This window comes from Guyparkeria sp. SB14A, from assembly GCF_005096345.1.
Taxonomy (GTDB): Bacteria; Pseudomonadota; Gammaproteobacteria; order Halothiobacillales; family Halothiobacillaceae; genus Guyparkeria; species Guyparkeria hydrothermalis.
This window is the reverse complement of record NZ_SWAW01000015.1, coordinates 39,576-56,080: the sequence shown is the minus strand read 5'-3', so window position 1 is coordinate 56,080 and position 16,505 is coordinate 39,576. Positions and strand designations below refer to the sequence as shown.

Genomic DNA, 16,505 nt, shown 5'->3' with positions numbered 1-16,505 from the left:
CCGGGCCAACAAGCACCCACACAAATTATCTCTGCTCTTTCTTAAAGATCTTCACCAACCCGTCCGGTCAGTGTCGGCTCGTCGCCGAAAGGAGCGCGTATCTTACGGCTCCTGTGTCGCCTGTCAAGGGTTCGTTTGAACTCTTTTTTGCGACCCTCTCGAGCGGCGTTTCCGTCGAGAGGAGCGAGGATTTTACGCTCGCTGCAGCGCCCGTCAAGTGTTTTTTCTCATTTCGTCGGGGCTGTTTTTCGGGGCGGCGGCGTTGCCTGTGCCCCGTAAGGAGGAGCGCATCTTACGCGCTTTGGCGGGGGCGTCAACCCCCCGCGACGATGATTTTTGCTAGCCGGCGCTTGCCCACCTGGACAACCGACTCGCCATCCGGCAGAACCAGCCCGCGATCATCGACCCGCTCACCGTCGATCTTCACTGCGCCCGCCTTGATGTGACGGAACCCCTCGGAATTCGACTGGATCAGCCCGGCGCGGTTGAGCGCCTCGACGATCGCGACCCCGGACTCGAGATGCACCTCGGGCATGTCGTCCGGCAGCTGCTTTTTCTGGAAACGGGCCACGAACGCATCGCGTGCCTTCTCGCCCGCGCCCTGGCCGTGAAACCGGTCGACCAGCTCGATCGCCAGCTCGAACTTGATGTCGCGGGGGTTGCGCCCGCCCGCCATCTCCTCGCGCAGGCGCGCGATCTCTTCAAGGGGACGGAACGACAGCAACTCGAAGTACCGCCACATCAGGTCATCGGAAATCGACATCAACTTGCCGAACTGCTCGTCGGCCGGCTCCTCGATCCCGATGTAGTTGTTGAGCGACTTGGACATCTTGTTGACGCCATCCAGCCCCTCCAGGATCGGCACGGTCATGACGACCTGGGGTTTCTGGCCGTACTGCTTCTGCAGCTCGCGCCCGACCAGCAGGTTGAACTTCTGATCGGTCCCGCCGAGTTCGACGTCGGCCTCGAGCTCCACCGAGTCATACCCCTGCACCAGCGGGTAGAGGAACTCGTGGACCGCGATCGACCGGTTCTCGCGGTAACGCTTGGAGAAGTCGTCGCGCTCGAGCATCCGGGCGACCGTGTAGCGGCTGGCCAGCTGGATCAGGTCGGCGGCGCTCTTCTTGCCCATCCACTCGGAGTTGAAGACGATGCGCGTCTTGTCCGGATCGAGGATGCGGAAGATCTGGCGCTCGTAGGTGCGGGCGTTTTCGCGCACCGCCTCGGGCGTCAAGGTCGGACGGGTGGCGTTCTTGCCGGTCGGGTCGCCGATCATGCCGGTGAAATCGCCGATCAGGAAGATGACCTCGTGCCCGCGCTCCTGAAACTGGCGCAGCTTGTTGATCAGCACCGTGTGGCCGAGGTGGAGATCCGGGGCGGTCGGATCAAAGCCGGCCTTGATCCGCAGCGGCCGACCCTCGGCCAGCCGCTCCACCAGTTCCTCGCGGACCAGCACCTCGTCGGTCCCCCGACACAACTCCGCCAGCATCTGCGCTTGCTCCTGAGACACGGTTCACCCTTCCAAGAATTACGTTGAATGGCTGCAGAAAGGCGGTTATGTTACCGGTTTTACACCATATTTTTCTGCCAGGTTTATACATCGATGCAACAGCGCCCTCTATTCAAGCAAAAGCGCAGGCCCACTCGCCTGATTCGGCGCACCCTCCTGGTCGGCCTGGGCGTGTTCGCGCTCGGCGCCGTCGTCTGGCAACTGCTTCCCGGTCAGGCGTCGAAAGACACGAACGCCGGCGACTCGGCGACAACCCAGTCCGACGAGATCCCGCTGACACTCGAGGCGATCGACACACCGGAGTCCACGAGCAAGAGCACGCCGGTCGACACCACGCCACGCACCGCGGGCAGCACGACCGACCGACCGCCGGCCTTCGCCCGCTCGGTCAGCCTCGACAGCCGACCGAACTTCCACATCCCCGGCCAGAAGGAATCCCTTCAGGCGATCGAGACGCCGGAATCCAATCGCGCCGCGGTTGGTGATCGCGACGAGCCCCCCGCCACTGACACCGGGGAACAGGCGGCCACCCCGTCGCTGGAGGAAACGACCATCACGGTGGACTCCGGCGACACCTTGTCGACCATCTTCGAGAAGGCCGGCCTCGGTTACAGCGACGTGCTCAAGGTGCTCGACCTGGGTGACGAAGCCCGCCGACTCGAACGCATCCGCCCCGGCGACAAGCTCGTGCTGATCACCGATGACGCCGAGCAGTTTGCCGGCCTCAAGTACGACCTCAGCAGCGAGAGCGAGCTCTCGATTTTCCGCCGGGACGGTGACCAGCTGGTGGCCGAGATCACCGACCTGCCCAGCGAGACGCGCCTCGTTTCCGCCGGCGGCACGATCAAGGGGTCGCTCTACCAGTCCGCGATCGCCACGGGCGTGCCCCCGGCGCAGATCATGCAGCTGGCCGAGGTCTTCGGCTGGAAGGTGGACTTCCTGCGGGACGTCCGCGACGGCGACCAGTTCCGCCTGATCTACGAGGTGCGCGAACGCGATGGAGAGCGCCTCGGTACCGGCCATATCGTGGCCGCCGAATTCACCAACCGCGGCGAAAAGGTCCAGGCCGTGCGCTACACCTCGCCCGACGGCACCACCGGCTACTACGAGCCCGATGGCAGCAGCCTCGAGCGTGGCTTCCTGCGCTACCCGGTCGAGTTCTCGCGCATCAGCTCGAACTTCAACCCCAAGCGACTGCACCCGATTCACAACACGGTCCGGCCGCACAACGGCGTCGATCTCGCCGCGCCGACGGGCACGCCGGTGAAGTCGGCCGCCTCCGGGCGCGTGACCTTCGTCGGCTGGAAGCACGGCTACGGCAAGGTCGTGCAGGTGCGCCACGACGCCAAGCACGAAACCCTCTACGCCCACTTGTCCGGCTTCAAGGGCAACCTCAAGCGGGGCGTCAGCGTCGACAAGGGCGCAACCATTGGCTTTGTCGGCATGACGGGCGCCGCCACCGGCCCGCACCTCCACTACGAGTTCAAGGTGCATGGCAAGGCCCTCGACCCCCTCAAGGTCGACCTGCCGGAGGCCAACCCCATCGCCTCCGAGCACCGCAAGGACTTCATCGCGCGCACGCGCGGCTCCCTCGAGGAGCTGGCCCGCATCGAGATCGACGTCGACGGAGAGCAGCCGGTGCACCTGGCCCAGAACGAGGCCACTCGCGACGCACGTGACGACTGACCCGAACCGCAACCGGTCCGATGACGGCAGCGAGCTGTTTATCGGCGCGATGACCGGCACCAGCATCGACGCGCTGGACCTGTGCCTCTGCGATTTCTCCGCCACCCCGCCACGCCTGATCGCGCACCACCAGGAGCCACTGGGCGCCACCTTGACCGCCCAGCTGACACAGCTGGCCCGCGGGGAAAGACAGGAACCAAGCGAATCACCGGCGGTCGATGCCATCGACCTGTTCGGCATGGCGGATCGTCGCCTTGCCGAGACCACGGCGACCGGTGCGGCCCGTCTGCTGGACCAGGCGGGGGTCGCGGCCACCTCGGTTCGAGCCATCGGCTCGCATGGCCAAACCGTGCGTCACCGTCCGGACTGGCGTGATCAGGCCTTTACCCTGCAACTGGGCGACCCCAGCCGCATCGCCGAGCTGACCGGCATCACCGTGGCCGCCGATTTCCGCCGCCGCGACATGGCCGCCGGCGGGCAGGGCGCCCCGCTGGCCCCGCCGGCGCATGCCGCCCTGTTCCCGCCCGGTCCCGAGGGGCGGGTCGTGGTCAACCTCGGCGGGATCGCCAATGCCTCGATCCTCCTGCCCGACCAAGCCCCCCTCGGTTTCGACACCGGCCCGGCCAATACCCTGATGGATGCCTGGCATGCCCTCCACCGGGGCAGCTCCTTCGATCACAACGGACGCTGGGCGGCCAGTGGGCAGGTCGACGAGACCCTGCTCGAGACCCTGCTCGCCGATCCCTTCTTCGCCGCAGCGGCCCCGAAATCGACCGGCCCGGAACACTTCCACCTCGATTGGCTGGGCGCTCGCGGGGGTGAGCGCCTCGCGGCCCTGCCGGCCGGAGACGTGCAGGCGACCCTGCTGGAACTGACCGTGGAAAGCCTCGCCGAGGCGATCGCGCCATGGCTCGGGGAGCGTCCGTCCATGCCGGTCACCCTGTGCGGTGGCGGTGCCTACAACCAGCAACTGGTCGCGCGGCTACGCGAGCGCCTCGGGACCACGGTGGAGAGCAGCGCGGCGCTGGGGATTGCGCCGGAATGCGTCGAGGGCGCGGCCTTTGCCTGGCTCGCCCGGCAACTGCTCGCCGGGCAGCCCGGCAATGCCCCCAGCGTCACGGGGGCGGACGGGCCGCGGATACTGGGTGGGATCTACCCCGCCTGATGGCGGGGCCTGCCGATCAGCGGGCGCCGATCGGACGGTAGTCGCGCGGGCTTTCGCCGACGTAGACCTGGGTGGGGCGGTAGATGCGGTTGTTCGCGATCTGCTCCTTCCAGTGCGCCAGCCAGCCGGCGGTACGCGAAATCGCGAAGATCGGCGTGAACTGGTCGCGCGGGATACCAAGCTCGGCGTACAGCAGCCCGGAATAGAAATCGACGTTCGGGTAGACGCCCTTGCCGGCCAGGTGCTCGGCGGCCTGGGCCTCGAGTTCGCGGGCGATCTCGTAGAGCGGCGACAGCTGACCACCGCGGTGCTCGCGCAGCTGCTCGAGCAGCCCCTGCAGGATGTCGGCACGCGGGTCCTTGACCTTGTACTCGCGGTGACCGAAACCCCAGATCACCTCCTTGTTGGCCAGCTTCTCCTCCAACCACGGGGTGACATTCTCGACCGAGCCGATCTCGTCAAGCATCGCCAGCACGCGCTGGTTGGCACCGCCGTGCAGCGGGCCGGCCAGCGTACCGATCGCCGAGGCCACCACCAGGTTGGGCGGCGCAAGTGTCGAACCGCAGACCAGCGAGGCGAAGGTCGAGGCATTGAGCGTGTGCTCGGCGTGCAGGATCAGGCAGGCGTCCATGATGCGCGCCTCGATCGGGTCGGGCTCGCGCTCGGTCATCATGTACAGGAAGTTCTCCGCGTAGGAGAGATCGGCGCGCGGGGCGACCGGGTCGTCACCCTTGCGGATGTGCTCCCACATGGCCACCAGCGTCGACATGCTCGAGAGGATCTTGACGATCATCTGCTCGACGAACTCGGAATCGGCGTTGACGCCGTTGGCCGTCATGCGCTCCTGGCCCGGGTAGAACATGCCGAGGCTGGCGACGCAGGTCTGCAGCGCCTCCATGGGGTGCCCGTCGATGGGCAGGAACTTCATGATGTCGCGCACGTTGTACTTCACGCGGCGGTTGCGACGCAGCTCGGCGTCGAATTCCGCGAGCTCGAGCGCGGTGGGCAGATCCCCGTGGATCAGCACCCACGCGGTTTCCTCGAACGTGCTCTGGCGAGCCAGATCCACGATGCGATAGCCACGATAGGTCAGGAGCCCGGCCTGACCATCCAGATACGAAATGGCAGACTGCGCCGCCGGCACACCCTGCAAACCCGGTACGAAATCCATCGACAACGCCTTGTAGTAACCCTGACAAACGCGACACGCGGGCAACCGCCCGCGTATCGACATCACCAAATCAGATCGAGAACGACGATCCGCAGCCGCAGGTGGTCGCGGCGTTGGGGTTGCGAATCACGAACTGCGCGCCGGAGACGTCTTCCTTGTAGTCGATCTCGGCACCTTCGAGGTACTGAATGCTCATCGGGTCGACCAGCAGGGTCACGCCCGAACGCTCCACGGCCGTGTCGTCCGGCTGAGCGGTCTCCTCGAACATGAAACCGTACTGGAAACCGGAGCAACCACCGCCCGTGATGAACACGCGCAGCTTGAGATCCGGGTTGCCCTCTTCCTCGATCAGCGACTGAACCTTGTTCGCCGCGTTCTCGGTAAAGACCAGCGGCGTTGCCTCGGTGGCCGGCTCGGCGACCATGGTGTCGGTTGCGTCAACCATCGCGTTCACCTCAATCGATTGCGCGTCCGCCCGGCAGAAATGCTGTGCCAAGCGGCAAACTCACAGTCTATCAGACCATTGGCGAATGCACGCGAGCCGCCCAACCCGCTCAAGGGGAGAGGGCAACCAGCTCCAGCCCAGCCGACTCGTCGCAGCCGAGCATCAGGTTCATGTTCTGCACCGCCTGCCCGGCCGCGCCCTTGACCAGGTTGTCGATCACGCTGGAGACCACGAGCATGGGGCCGTCGAGCGGCCGGTGCACGGCCATGCGGCAGATATTGTTGCCGCGCACGCTGCGCGTTTCCGGGTGGCTGTTCGGCGGCATCACGTCGACGAACGGCTCCTCGGCGTAGTAGCGCTCGTAGAGGCGCTGCACGTTCTCGCCCGGCTCGCCGACGAGCGGCAGGTAGACGGTCGACTCGATCCCGCGGACCATCGGCACCAGGTGCGGCACGAAGGTCAGCCCGATCTCGCGCTCGGCGATGGTGGTCAGGGTCTGGCGAATCTCCGGCTGGTGGCGGTGACCGGCGGCGGCGTAGGTGCGCACGCTCTCACCGGCCTCGGCCATCAGGGTGTGCACGGCCGCCGAGCGCCCGGCACCGCTGGCGCCCGACTTGGTGTCCGCGACGATCCGCTCGTGATCGACCCACTCCAGCCCCATCAGCGGCAACACGGCCAGCGTGGTGGCGGTGACGTGGCAACCGGGATTGGCGACCAGCTGGGCGCCCCGGATCTCGTCGCGGTAGAGCTCCGGCAGCCCGTAGACGGCCTGCTCGACCCAGTCGGGCGAGGCATGCTCCATGCCGTACCAGCGCGACCAGACATCGAGGTCCTTGAGGCGATAGTCGGCGGCAAGATCGATCACCCGTACCCCCTGCTCGAGCAAGGCCGGCGCCTCCTGCATGGCGATACCGTTGGGCGTAGCGAAGAACACCAGGTCGCAACCGGCCAGATCCGCCTCGCCCGGCTCGCTGAAGACGAGATCCGTGTGCCCACGCAGGCTGGGGTAGAGGTCATCGACGCGGCGACCGGCCTCGCCACGCGAAGTCATCGCCACCACCTCGACCTCCGGGTGGTGGGCCAGCAGGCGCATCAGCTCGACACCGGTGTAGCCGGTGCCCCCGACGATTCCGATCTTCTTCATGTCTTCGACTCGACTCCTCTCGCGTGGATACCCGGGCAACGCCGCCGCGGCAGGCGGCGTTCGAACCCGGTCGACAATCGTGGCATATTAGCAGGGCCGTCGCTGCGGACCATCCAGCGCGGGAGCCCGCTCACCGCATTTCTTCTTTCCCCGGGAGGCCCGGCCCGTGACCGCTTTGCTCGCCCGCATCCAGGACTGGTTCGGCCGCCCGCTGAACCGGTTCATCGAGCGTCTGCGGCTGCGCCTGGCCCAACCGGATGCCCTGTTGCAGGTCACCCTGCTCGGCCTGATCGCCGGGTTGCTGGCCGCCCTGCTGGTGGTCGCCTTCCGGCTGGCACTCGAGGGGCTGCAGGTCTACGGGCTGGGACTCCCGGGCGCGGAGCGCTACGAGTCTCTCCCGGCCGAATGGCGACTGCTGCTGCCGATCCTCGGCGCACTGGTCCTCGGCCTTGCCTTCCACCTCTTGCCGTTCGGCATGCGCAACGTCGGCGTCGGCCACGTCATCATCCGCTTTCACCGTTTCGGCGCCGACATGCCCTGGCAGAACGCCGTGGTGCAGTTCGTCGCCGGCATCTGGGGCCTGCTGATCGGCCTGACCGGTGGGCGGGAAGGCCCCGGCATCCACCTGGGCGCCTTCTCCGGCAGCCTGCTGGGCCACAGCCTGGGGCTGCCGAACAACAGCGTGCGCACGCTCTCGGGTTGCGGGGTGGCCGCGGCGATCTCGGCGGCCTTCAACACCCCATTGGCCGGCGTAATCTTCGCCCTCGAGGTGGTAATCAAGCAGTACACGCTGGCGAGCTTCCTGCCGGTGATCCTCGCCTCCTCGATGGGCGCCCTGCTGGCCACGACCGTCTTCGGGCCGGAAACCCTGTTCACCATCGAGATCCACCACCAGATGTCGTTCTGGGAGGTGCCCACGCTGCTGGCATTGGGACTGATCATCGGCGCGATGGCCGCCGGCTATATCCAGATCGTCGAGGGCACCATCGCCCGCAGCTGGGACTGGCCGGTCTGGGCGCGCTTCACCGCCGCGGGCGTGGCCACCGGCATCATCGGCTTCTGGGTGCCGGAAATCCTGGGCATCGGCCACGACACCACGGACCTGGTCGCCGCCGCCGAGCTGACCCTGGGCGCCCTGTTGATCATCGCGGTGGCCAAGTGGCTGCTGGCCAGCGTGACCGTGGGTCTCGGCCTGCCGATCGGCACCATCGCCCCGGTGCTGATGATCGGCGCCGTGGTCGGCGGGACGCTCGGCAGCCTGCTCTACCGGCTCGACCAGATCCCGCTGAACGACGTGGCCTTCTACACGGTACTGGGCATGGGCGCGATGATGGGCGCCACGCTCCAGGCGCCGCTGGCCGCCCTGGCCGCGGTACTGGAACTGACCAGTGACACCGGCGCGATCCTGCCCGCCATGATCACCATCGTCGTCTCCGGCCTGGTCAGCCGCATGGTGTTCGGCAAGTCCGGTCTCTACGACGCGATCCTGCGCGCCAACGACCAACAGATGCCGGGGCCGTCGTTATGGTTCAACGGCGACAACATCGGTGTCTCGAGCATCATCGAGCGCCGTGTCGCCGAGGTGAACTGCCCCTGCAACCTCGCCCGCTTCGAGCAGGCGCTCGAGGAAAAGCCCGCCTGGCTGGTGATCCGCGACGAGCACCGCCAGGCGATGGGCGTGATCCGGTACGCCGCGGCGAGGGCCGCCTTCGACCACGTCTTCAACCAGGCCCTGTTCGACGCGCAGGCCCGCGCCGAGGCCGAACAGGCGGCCCGCGATTCCGAGGTCCAAGTCGAGGCCGAAGCCGGGGCCGACGAGGCACCGGAATCGACGGCCTCACCTGCCCACGACTCGAGCGAGGCAGGCGAGCGCGTCGAGCCAAGCGACACCACGGAAACGGCCAGCGAGGAACAGGCCGAGCCGGGCATCGACATGGAGGCGCTGGCCGACCAGGTGCGCGAGGAGGTCCTCGTCGACCCGGCCGAGATCAGCGGTTTCTACCGGGCCGCCGATGTCGAGGTGGGCTACACGCTGACCCAGGCCCAGCGCGTGATGCGTGAGGAGGACGTCGGCGTGCTGGTGGCCCGACGCATGCTCGGCTCGCCGCAGGCCCGCACGCTAGGCGTGATGACCGCCGCCATGCTCGAGCAGGCGATCGTCGAACGTTGACGCCATCCGCCACGAGGCGGAAACTTTCGCGCCACGGATGGGTCCTTTCTTGTTGCACCCGACGTGCACCCATGGCCAGACGAGGGTTCGAGATGACGCCACTGACCGAGAATCACCACCCGACGGACGCGACCGACAACGCCCCGGCCGACCGCTCGCGCCGCCGGCTGCTGCTGGGCGGCACCGGCGCGCTGCTGACCCTGGGACTGGGCGGCTGCCTGTCGGACAGCGGCCTGCCGCTGGAGGGCGTGACCGTGCAGGACCGCGACGGCCAGCCGGTCGAGCTGGCATCGATCAAGGGCAAGCCGACCCTGATCACCTTCTGGGCGACCACCTGCCCCGGCTGCGTCAAGGAAATCCCGCACATCCAGGAACTGCACGACAAGTACGCCGAGCGCGGCGTGAACGTCGTGGGCCTGGCGATGAGCTACGACCCGCTCGACCAGATCAACAAGATGGTCGAGGAGCGCGACATGACCTACACCATCTGGCAGGACAAAGACGGGCGCGGCGCGGAGGTCTTCGGGCCGGTGCGCGTCACCCCGACGACCTTCATCCTCGATGCCCAGGCGCGCATCAAGTTCCAGAAGATCGGCGTGTTCGACGTCGACCGGGTCGAACGCACCCTCGACGGTCTGCTCGAGTCGGCCTGATCCGCCTCGGCCGACACGCCCCGACGCCCCGCGAGCCGGGGCGTTTTTCGTTACACTGACCGTCTTTGCGCGCCGCTCGTATCGCGGCGAACACCATTGAGGGGAGCCCGTTTCCAGGTCATGAACATCTCCATCAAGACCCCCGAGGAAATCGAGAAGATCCGCATCGCCAGCCAGCTGGCCGCCGAGATACTGGTGCTGCTGCGCGAGCACGTGCGGGCCGGCGTGACCACCGGCGAGCTCAACGAGATCGCCCACAAGCACATCACCGAGGTCCAGGGCGGCACGCCGGCGACGCTCGGCTACCACGGCTTCCCTGCCTCGATCTGTACCTCGCTCAACCACCAGGTTTGCCACGGCATCCCCGGCGACAAGACCCTGCGCGACGGCGACATCCTCAACATCGACGTCACCGTGATCAAGGACGGCTGGTACGGCGACACCTCGGCGATGTACACGGTCGGCAAGCCCTCGGTGCGCGCCCAGCGACTGATCGACGTCACCCATGAGGCGATGATGAAGGGCATCGAGACGGTCCGTCCCGACGCCACCCTCGGCGACATCGGCCACGCCATCCAGACCCACGCGGAATCCTCCGGCTTTTCCGTGGTGCGCGAGTACTGCGGCCACGGCATCGGGCGAAACTTCCACGAGGACCCGCAGGTGGTCCACTACGGCAACCCGGGGGAAGGCGTGCGCCTCAAGGAAGGCATGGTCTTCACCATCGAGCCGATGATCAACGCCGGCAAGAAGGAGATTAAGCTCCTTGGCGATGGCTGGACGGTAGTCACCAAGGACCACTCGCTCTCGGCGCAATGGGAACACACGGTCGCCGTGACCAAGGACGGGTTCGACATCCTCAGCCTGCCGCCCGCCTGATTCCATGCAATCGACAGGGCAATCGAGCGGGCATCCGGCGCCCGACGGTCGATTCGGCGACCAGACCACCTTCCCGGCCGACCGGCCGCTGGCCCGCCAGCTCGAAACGCTAAACGCCCACTGGGCCGAGGCACTGGCCGACGAGGCTAGCGCCCGTGGCTTCATCCAGGAGGTCACCGCCCGGGTCGACAGCGCCCTGCGGACCCTGTGGCAGGACAAGCTCGCCGACACCCCCTGCGCCCTGGTCGCGGTCGGCGGCTACGGCCGCGGCGAGATGTTCGTCCACTCGGACATCGACATCATGGTGCTCACCGCCGACCACGCCTATGACGAGGCAGTGCAGGCGTTCCTCTACACCCTCTGGGACACCGGCCTGTCGATCGGCTACGCCGTGCGCAGCGTCGAGGAATGCCTCGAGGCGGCCACCGACCCGACCGTCTACACCAGCCTGATCGAGATGCGGCTGATCGCCGGCGACGAGGGACTGGTCACGCGCCTGGATGCGGCCATCCGCAGCGAGGCGGTATTCGACCCGGCCTGGTTCTTCGCCGCCAAGCTCGACGAGCAGCAGGCGCGCTACGAATCGCACGACAACGTCGGCACCAAGATCGAGCCGCACATCAAGGAAGGCCCGGGCGGCCTGCGCGACCTGCACACCATCCGCTGGCTGGCCAACCGCATCGACGGGGCACCCAACCTGGCGGCGATGCACCGGGCCGAACTGCTGCGCGACGACGAGTACCGCGCCCTCGAGCACGCCGAATCGCTGCTGTTCCGCATCCGGATTGGCCTGCATGGCCTGGCCGAGCGCGCCGAGGAACGGCTGCTCCTGACCCACCAGAAGACCCTGGCCGGCGCGTTCGGCTACCAGGGGCAGCAGGATGGCAACCTCGCGGTCGAGCGCTTCATGCAGCGTTTCTTCCGCGCCACCATCGAGGTCGAACGCCTCAACCAGTTGCTGATCCAGCGCTGGCGTGAGCGCCTGCACCCGGAGATCCTCGAGCCGATCCAGCGGCTCAACCCGCGCTTCATCCGCCGCGGCCGGCTGATCGAGACCCGCGACGCGCAGGTGTTCATGCGCTCGCCCACGGCCATCCTCGAGCTGTTCCTGCTGCTCGCCGAGCACCCGGAACTCGAGGGCATGACCGCCGCGACCGCCCGCCAGCTGCGCGCCAACCTGTCGGTGATCGACGCCGGCTTTCGCGCCAACCGCCACGCAAAGCAGTTGTTCATGCGCCTGTTGCGTGCCGAACGCGGCGTCTACCTCGCCCTGCGCAACATGAACCTGACCGGCGTGCTCGCCGCCTACATCCCCAACTTCGGCCCGATCGTCGGCCTGATGCAGTTCGACCTGTTCCACGCCTACACGGTCGACACCCACACCCTGCTGGTGATCCGCAACCTGCGCCGGCCCGCCCTGCCCGAGTACCGCGACGAGAACCCGATCGCCGCGGACGCCTTCGCCCGCATCCCGCGACCGGAAGTGCTGTATCTGGCCGGCCTGTTCCACGACATCGCCAAGGGCCGGGGCGGCGATCACGCCGAGCTGGGCGCGTTCGATGCCCGGGACTTCGCCCGGGCCCACGGCCTGGCCCGCGAGGACATCGACCTGGTCGGCTGGCTGGTCGAACAGCATCTGCTGCTCTCGTTCACCGCCCAGCGCCAGGACATCGAGGACCCGGAGGTCATCCGGCGCTTCGCCGAGCAGGTCGGCAGCCCGGAACGGCTCGACTACCTCTACCTGCTGACGGTCGCCGACATCCGCGCCACCAACCCGCAGTTGTGGAATTCCTGGCGCGACACCCTGCTCAAGCGCCTGTTCGAACTCACCCACCAGCACTTCGCCGAGGGCGTGCGTTCCTCCGCGCAGATCGTGCGTGAGACCCGCCGGGATGCCAATCGGCAGGGCTCGAGCGAGGGGATGGATGCCGGCAAGCTGGCCGCCTGGCTGTCGGGAATGCCGGAGGAGTACTTCCTCAGAAACGAGATCGACAACATCCTGCGCCACTCGCGGGTGGCGATCGATGCCGACCTGCCGGCACTGACCATCAACGACGACCCGCAGCACCAGGCCACCCAGATCCTGATCCTCGCCCAGAACCACCCGGCGCTGTTCGCCCACGTGGTCGCCGGCATCGACCGGGAAGGCCTGAACGTCCAGTCGGCCAACATCACGGTGATCCCGCGTCCGCTGGTGGTCGAGAGCGGGCTCAACGCCATCGACGGCGAGGGCAACCGCGAACAGCTGCCCGAGTCCGAGCTGATCCTGCTGGAATTCTTCGTCCTCGATCGCCAGGGGCACGCCGTCGACGACCCCGGCGCGATCGAGGCGCTGCACGAACGGCTCGAAGGGGTGATCCACCGACCCGAGCGCGCGCTGTCCGTCACCCGCCGGCGCACCCCGGCCCAGCTCTCGAGCCTGGACGTGGATACCGAGGTGGAATTCATCGCCGACGTCGCCCGGGCGCGCACCATGATCCAGGTGCTGACCAAGGACCGGCCGGGCCTGCTCGCGGATCTCTCCGACACGCTCTGGCGCATGGGCGCGATCCTGCTGCACGCCCGGATCGCCACCCTGGGCGAACGCGCCGAGGACGCCTTCTTCGTGGTCGACCAGTACGGCCACCCGATCAACGACCGCGAGCACCAGCAGGCGATCGCCGACGCCCTGATCCACGCGGCCAAGGGCCGCGGCGCGGACGAGGAGCATTGAGGTGACCCCGATCGACCACAACCTGCCCGCCAACCAGCCGCCCGGGGATTGGGCGCTGATCGGCGAGCGTCGCGATTTCCTGGTGGTAGCCAAGCCGGAGCGGATGCTGTCGGTACCCGGCATCGGGCCGGACAAGCAGGACTGCCTGATCACGCGCGTGCAGACCGAGTTCCCCGAGGCGCGCATCGTCCATCGCCTCGACTGGGACACCTCGGGCCTGCTGGTGCTGGCGCGCAACGCCCGCGCGCACTCGTTCCTCTCCAAGGCCTTCGCCGCGCGGGCGGTCAACAAGACCTACGTGGCACTCATCGACGCGCCGCTCGAGCCGGCCGAGGGCCTGATCGACCTGCCGATCGGCAAGGACCCCGACCGTCGGCCGCGCTACCGGATCGACCCCGAGGGCGGGCGCCCCTCGCAGACGCGCTACCGCATCGCCGAGACCGGCGATGCGGCCGTGCGGGTAATCCTCGAACCGATCACCGGCCGCTCACACCAGCTGCGCGTGCACCTGCTGGCCCGGGGACGCCCCATTCAGGGCGACTCGCTCTATCACCCCGACGCGGGACGCCACGAACGACTGATGCTGCATGCCATGCGGCTCGCCTTTCCCGATCCGGAACATCCGGAGGCGCCCAAGGCGGTGTTCGAGCTCGACGCCCCGTTCTGACGCCCCGCCTGGACCAACCCCGCTGGCCATCAGCCAGTACCGACCAATTCGACGGCGTTACCATCCAGGTCGCGGAAGAACAGGGCATCCCGCCCCGAGCGCGAGCGGGTGAAACGCATGCCGCGCGCCTCGAGTCGCTCGGCGAACGGTGCGGTCTCGGCCACGCGCAGGGCAACATGCCGGTCGCGCCCGCCATGTTCCGGGCGCCCCTCGCGAGGGTCGGGATTGGGCAGCTCGAGCAGGTGCAGGGCCTGCCCGCCGCCCAGTGACAGCCATGCCCCCGGAAAACCCAGGTCCGGCCGCGGCAACGCCGCCAACCCAAGCACCTCGGTATAGAAGTCGCGCGCCTGGCGGGCATCACGAACCATGAGGCTCACGTGATCCACTCCCCGCACCTCGGGACGCGTGTCGGATCGATTGTCGGCATCAGTCATGGCAGGCTCCGGGGTCGGTTCTCGCAGCGATTGGATCGGCCACCTATAATGCCCGGTCGCATCTCGCCCCGTCACCACCCAACCGAACGGCTTACGGCATGAACCCCGATCTCGACCGACTCCACCCCTACCCCTTCGAGAAACTCGCCGAGCTCAAGGCCGGCGCCGAGCCGCCGGTCGATCGCAAGCACATCCCGCTCTCGATCGGCGAGCCGCGCCACGCCCCACCGGCGATCGTGCTCGACACCCTGCGCGAGGCCCTGCCGCAAATCGCCCGCTACCCGGCGACCAAGGGCGAACCCGCGCTGCGCGAGGCGATGGCCGGCTGGCTGACACGACGCTTCCGACTGGGCGACGGGCTGCTCGACCCCGAGACCAACGTGCTGCCGGTCGCCGGCACCCGCGAGGCGCTGTTCGCCATCGCCCAGGCGGTGGTCGACCGGGACACCGGCGACCAGCCGCCGGTGGTGCTCATGCCGAACCCCTTCTACCAGATCTACGAGGGCGCCGCCCTGCTGGCCGGCGCCGAGCCCTACTACTACCCGACCCTGCCGGAAAACGGCTTCCTGCCGGACTTCGATGCGATCCCCGAGACCATCTGGCAACGCGCCCAGCTGCTCTACGTCTGCTCGCCGGGAAACCCCAGCGGCGCGGTGATCGATGCCCCGCGTTATCGCGACCTGCTGGCCCGCGCCCGGCGCCACGACGTGGTGGTCGCAGCCGACGAATGCTACTCCGAGATCTACTTCGGCGAGCACGAGCCACCCACCGGCCTGCTCGAGGTCGCCGGTGAACGCGGCGGCGAAACGCCGTTCGAGAACGTGATCGTCTTCCACAGCCTCTCCAAGCGTTCCAATCTGCCGGGCCTGCGCTCGGGCCTGGTCGCCGGCGACGCGGCACTCCTCAAGCGGTTCCTGCGCTACCGCACCTACCAGGGCTGTGCCCTGCCCCTGCCGACGCAACTGGCCTCGATCACCGCCTGGAACGACGAGGACCACGTACGCGCCAACCGCGGCTTCTACCGCGAGAAATTCGACGCGGTGCTCGACATCCTCGAGCCGGTCGCCGGCATCGACGTGCGCCGCCCGGATGCCGGGTTCTACCTCTGGGCCGGAGTGAACGGCGACGAACGCGACTTCGCCCGTCGCCTGTTCGCGGAGCAGAACGTCACCGTGCTGCCCGGGCGGTTTCTCTCGCGCGAGACGGACGGGGTGAATCCCGGGGCGGGCTTCGTGCGGATGGCGTTGGTCGCCGAGCTGGACGACTGCGTCGAGGCGGCGGAGCGGATTCGGGCGATGCTTTACTGATTCGTCTTGGCGGACCTGACCAACCCTCGTCAGGGTTTCGCACGCCGGTCTGCCGACGTGGCACTGAGCACTGCCGTGCTCGGCGTGCGAGTCGATTTTCTTGCTTGTCCAAGAAAACCGACGAAAAGAAGACACCCCGATGCCTTGGCCCTTCGGGCCTGATCGACTCGGATTGCATCCGAGCCGATCAGCCTCGCGAACGAGGGATTGCGGACGGGTCGGTTCGACGCGACATCCTGTCGCGGCGAACCTCGGGCTCGCGTCCATGCGAGCCCGACCCTGCAACCCCTCGCTCGCGAGGCAAGGCACAAGGGGCTCGACCCTCCGATCCAGCTTGGGAACCGACCTCCAAGCTCCGCCGCTCTCTCGGCATTCAGGCAACTCCACCAGATGGCAAGGCGACGCCCCCTTGCGTCCTGCCTCGCGACCGGTGGATGACTCGGGGTCGGAGCGACAGGGAGGTCGCTCCGAAGCTCGCCGTGACAGGAAGTCACGTCGAGCCGGCCCCGAAGGCAGCCGCCGGTCGCGAGGCTTCGAGTCCGGACACCGTCCGGGCTCGAA

Annotated in this window: 13 protein-coding genes; 8 read left to right on the top strand and 5 right to left on the bottom strand. The window is 67.7% G+C overall.

The features are described from left to right. Positions 1–313: 313 nt before the first annotated feature. On the bottom strand, positions 314–1,489 hold the full coding sequence (gene tyrS, locus FAZ79_RS07360) for a tyrosine--tRNA ligase (protein WP_136867337.1): 1,176 nt from the start codon (positions 1,487–1,489) through the stop codon (positions 314–316). Positions 1,490–1,603: 114 nt separating this feature from the next. Here tyrS and FAZ79_RS11690 point away from each other — a divergent pair, with 114 nt between their 5' ends. Together FAZ79_RS11690 and FAZ79_RS07350 are read left to right on the top strand one after the other, a co-directional pair. Next, positions 1,604–3,196: a peptidoglycan DD-metalloendopeptidase family protein gene (locus FAZ79_RS11690; protein WP_247709518.1), complete on the top strand. Its 1,593-nt coding sequence runs from the start codon at positions 1,604–1,606 to the stop codon at positions 3,194–3,196. After that, positions 3,186–4,361, top strand: a complete 1,176-nt coding sequence (locus FAZ79_RS07350; RefSeq protein WP_282097231.1) for an anhydro-N-acetylmuramic acid kinase — start codon at positions 3,186–3,188, stop codon at positions 4,359–4,361. The genes FAZ79_RS11690 and FAZ79_RS07350 overlap by 11 nt, the downstream gene beginning before the upstream one ends. A 16-nt stretch (positions 4,362–4,377) precedes the next feature. On the opposite strand, the gene FAZ79_RS07345 is transcribed toward FAZ79_RS07350, so the two are convergent. The 3 genes from FAZ79_RS07345 to argC all read right to left on the bottom strand — a co-directional run bounded on the left by FAZ79_RS07345 (position 4,378) and on the right by argC (position 7,121). Continuing rightward, positions 4,378–5,532: a citrate synthase gene (locus FAZ79_RS07345; RefSeq protein WP_136867329.1), complete on the bottom strand. Its 1,155-nt coding sequence runs from the start codon at positions 5,530–5,532 to the stop codon at positions 4,378–4,380. 70 nt (positions 5,533–5,602) lie between these two features. Then, on the bottom strand, positions 5,603–5,977 hold the full coding sequence (gene erpA / locus FAZ79_RS07340) for an iron-sulfur cluster insertion protein ErpA (RefSeq protein ID WP_197039140.1): 375 nt from the start codon (positions 5,975–5,977) through the stop codon (positions 5,603–5,605). A gap of 109 nt (positions 5,978–6,086) precedes the next feature. Continuing rightward, on the bottom strand, positions 6,087–7,121 hold the full coding sequence (gene argC, locus FAZ79_RS07335) for an N-acetyl-gamma-glutamyl-phosphate reductase (protein WP_136867328.1): 1,035 nt from the start codon (positions 7,119–7,121) through the stop codon (positions 6,087–6,089). A gap of 166 nt (positions 7,122–7,287) precedes the next feature. Here argC and FAZ79_RS07330 point away from each other — a divergent pair, with 166 nt between their 5' ends. From FAZ79_RS07330 to FAZ79_RS07310, 5 genes are all read left to right on the top strand, one after another. Further along, positions 7,288–9,291: a chloride channel protein gene (locus tag FAZ79_RS07330; RefSeq protein ID WP_136867327.1), complete on the top strand. Its 2,004-nt coding sequence runs from the start codon at positions 7,288–7,290 to the stop codon at positions 9,289–9,291. Positions 9,292–9,383: 92 nt separating this feature from the next. Further along, positions 9,384–9,944: a TlpA disulfide reductase family protein gene (locus FAZ79_RS07325; RefSeq protein ID WP_169303635.1), complete on the top strand. Its 561-nt coding sequence runs from the start codon at positions 9,384–9,386 to the stop codon at positions 9,942–9,944. Positions 9,945–10,064: 120 nt separating this feature from the next. Next, a complete protein-coding gene (gene map, locus FAZ79_RS07320) occupies positions 10,065–10,823 on the top strand; it encodes a type I methionyl aminopeptidase (RefSeq protein WP_136867325.1) in 759 nt (252 codons plus the stop codon). 4 nt (positions 10,824–10,827) lie between these two features. Further along, positions 10,828–13,536: a [protein-PII] uridylyltransferase gene (gene glnD, locus FAZ79_RS07315; RefSeq protein ID WP_136867324.1), complete on the top strand. Its 2,709-nt coding sequence runs from the start codon at positions 10,828–10,830 to the stop codon at positions 13,534–13,536. A gap of 1 nt (position 13,537) precedes the next feature. Then, positions 13,538–14,203 (top strand): RluA family pseudouridine synthase, encoded by a 666-nt coding sequence (locus FAZ79_RS07310; RefSeq protein WP_211238817.1) that lies wholly within the window; start codon positions 13,538–13,540, stop codon positions 14,201–14,203. Between the two features lie 29 nt (positions 14,204–14,232). On the opposite strand, the gene FAZ79_RS07305 is transcribed toward FAZ79_RS07310, so the two are convergent. Further along, positions 14,233–14,637: a VOC family protein gene (locus tag FAZ79_RS07305; RefSeq protein ID WP_136867323.1), complete on the bottom strand. Its 405-nt coding sequence runs from the start codon at positions 14,635–14,637 to the stop codon at positions 14,233–14,235. Positions 14,638–14,735: 98 nt separating this feature from the next. Here FAZ79_RS07305 and dapC point away from each other — a divergent pair, with 98 nt between their 5' ends. Beyond that, positions 14,736–15,944 carry a succinyldiaminopimelate transaminase gene (gene dapC, locus FAZ79_RS07300; protein WP_136867322.1) on the top strand — a complete coding sequence of 403 codons (1,209 nt, stop codon included), beginning with the start codon at positions 14,736–14,738 and terminating at the stop codon, positions 15,942–15,944. Positions 15,945–16,505: the final 561 nt, after the last annotated feature.

What these genes read in the sequence shown, in the direction of transcription:
- tyrS (WP_136867337.1), bottom strand. Translation starts at nt 1,489, where the DNA reads ATGCTGGCGGAGTTGTGTCGGGGGACCGACGAGGTGCTGGTCCGCGAG.
- FAZ79_RS11690 (WP_247709518.1), top strand. Translation starts at nt 1,604, where the DNA reads ATGCAACAGCGCCCTCTATTCAAGCAAAAGCGCAGGCCCACTCGCCTG.
- FAZ79_RS07345 (WP_136867329.1), bottom strand. Translation starts at nt 5,532, where the DNA reads ATGGATTTCGTACCGGGTTTGCAGGGTGTGCCGGCGGCGCAGTCTGCC.
- erpA (WP_197039140.1), bottom strand. Translation starts at nt 5,977, where the DNA reads ATGGTTGACGCAACCGACACCATGGTCGCCGAGCCGGCCACCGAGGCA.
- argC (WP_136867328.1), bottom strand. Translation starts at nt 7,121, where the DNA reads ATGAAGAAGATCGGAATCGTCGGGGGCACCGGCTACACCGGTGTCGAG.
- FAZ79_RS07325 (WP_169303635.1), top strand. Translation starts at nt 9,384, where the DNA reads ATGACGCCACTGACCGAGAATCACCACCCGACGGACGCGACCGACAAC.
- map (WP_136867325.1), top strand. Translation starts at nt 10,065, where the DNA reads ATGAACATCTCCATCAAGACCCCCGAGGAAATCGAGAAGATCCGCATC.
- glnD (WP_136867324.1), top strand. Translation starts at nt 10,828, where the DNA reads ATGCAATCGACAGGGCAATCGAGCGGGCATCCGGCGCCCGACGGTCGA.
- FAZ79_RS07305 (WP_136867323.1), bottom strand. Translation starts at nt 14,637, where the DNA reads ATGACTGATGCCGACAATCGATCCGACACGCGTCCCGAGGTGCGGGGA.
- dapC (WP_136867322.1), top strand. Translation starts at nt 14,736, where the DNA reads ATGAACCCCGATCTCGACCGACTCCACCCCTACCCCTTCGAGAAACTC.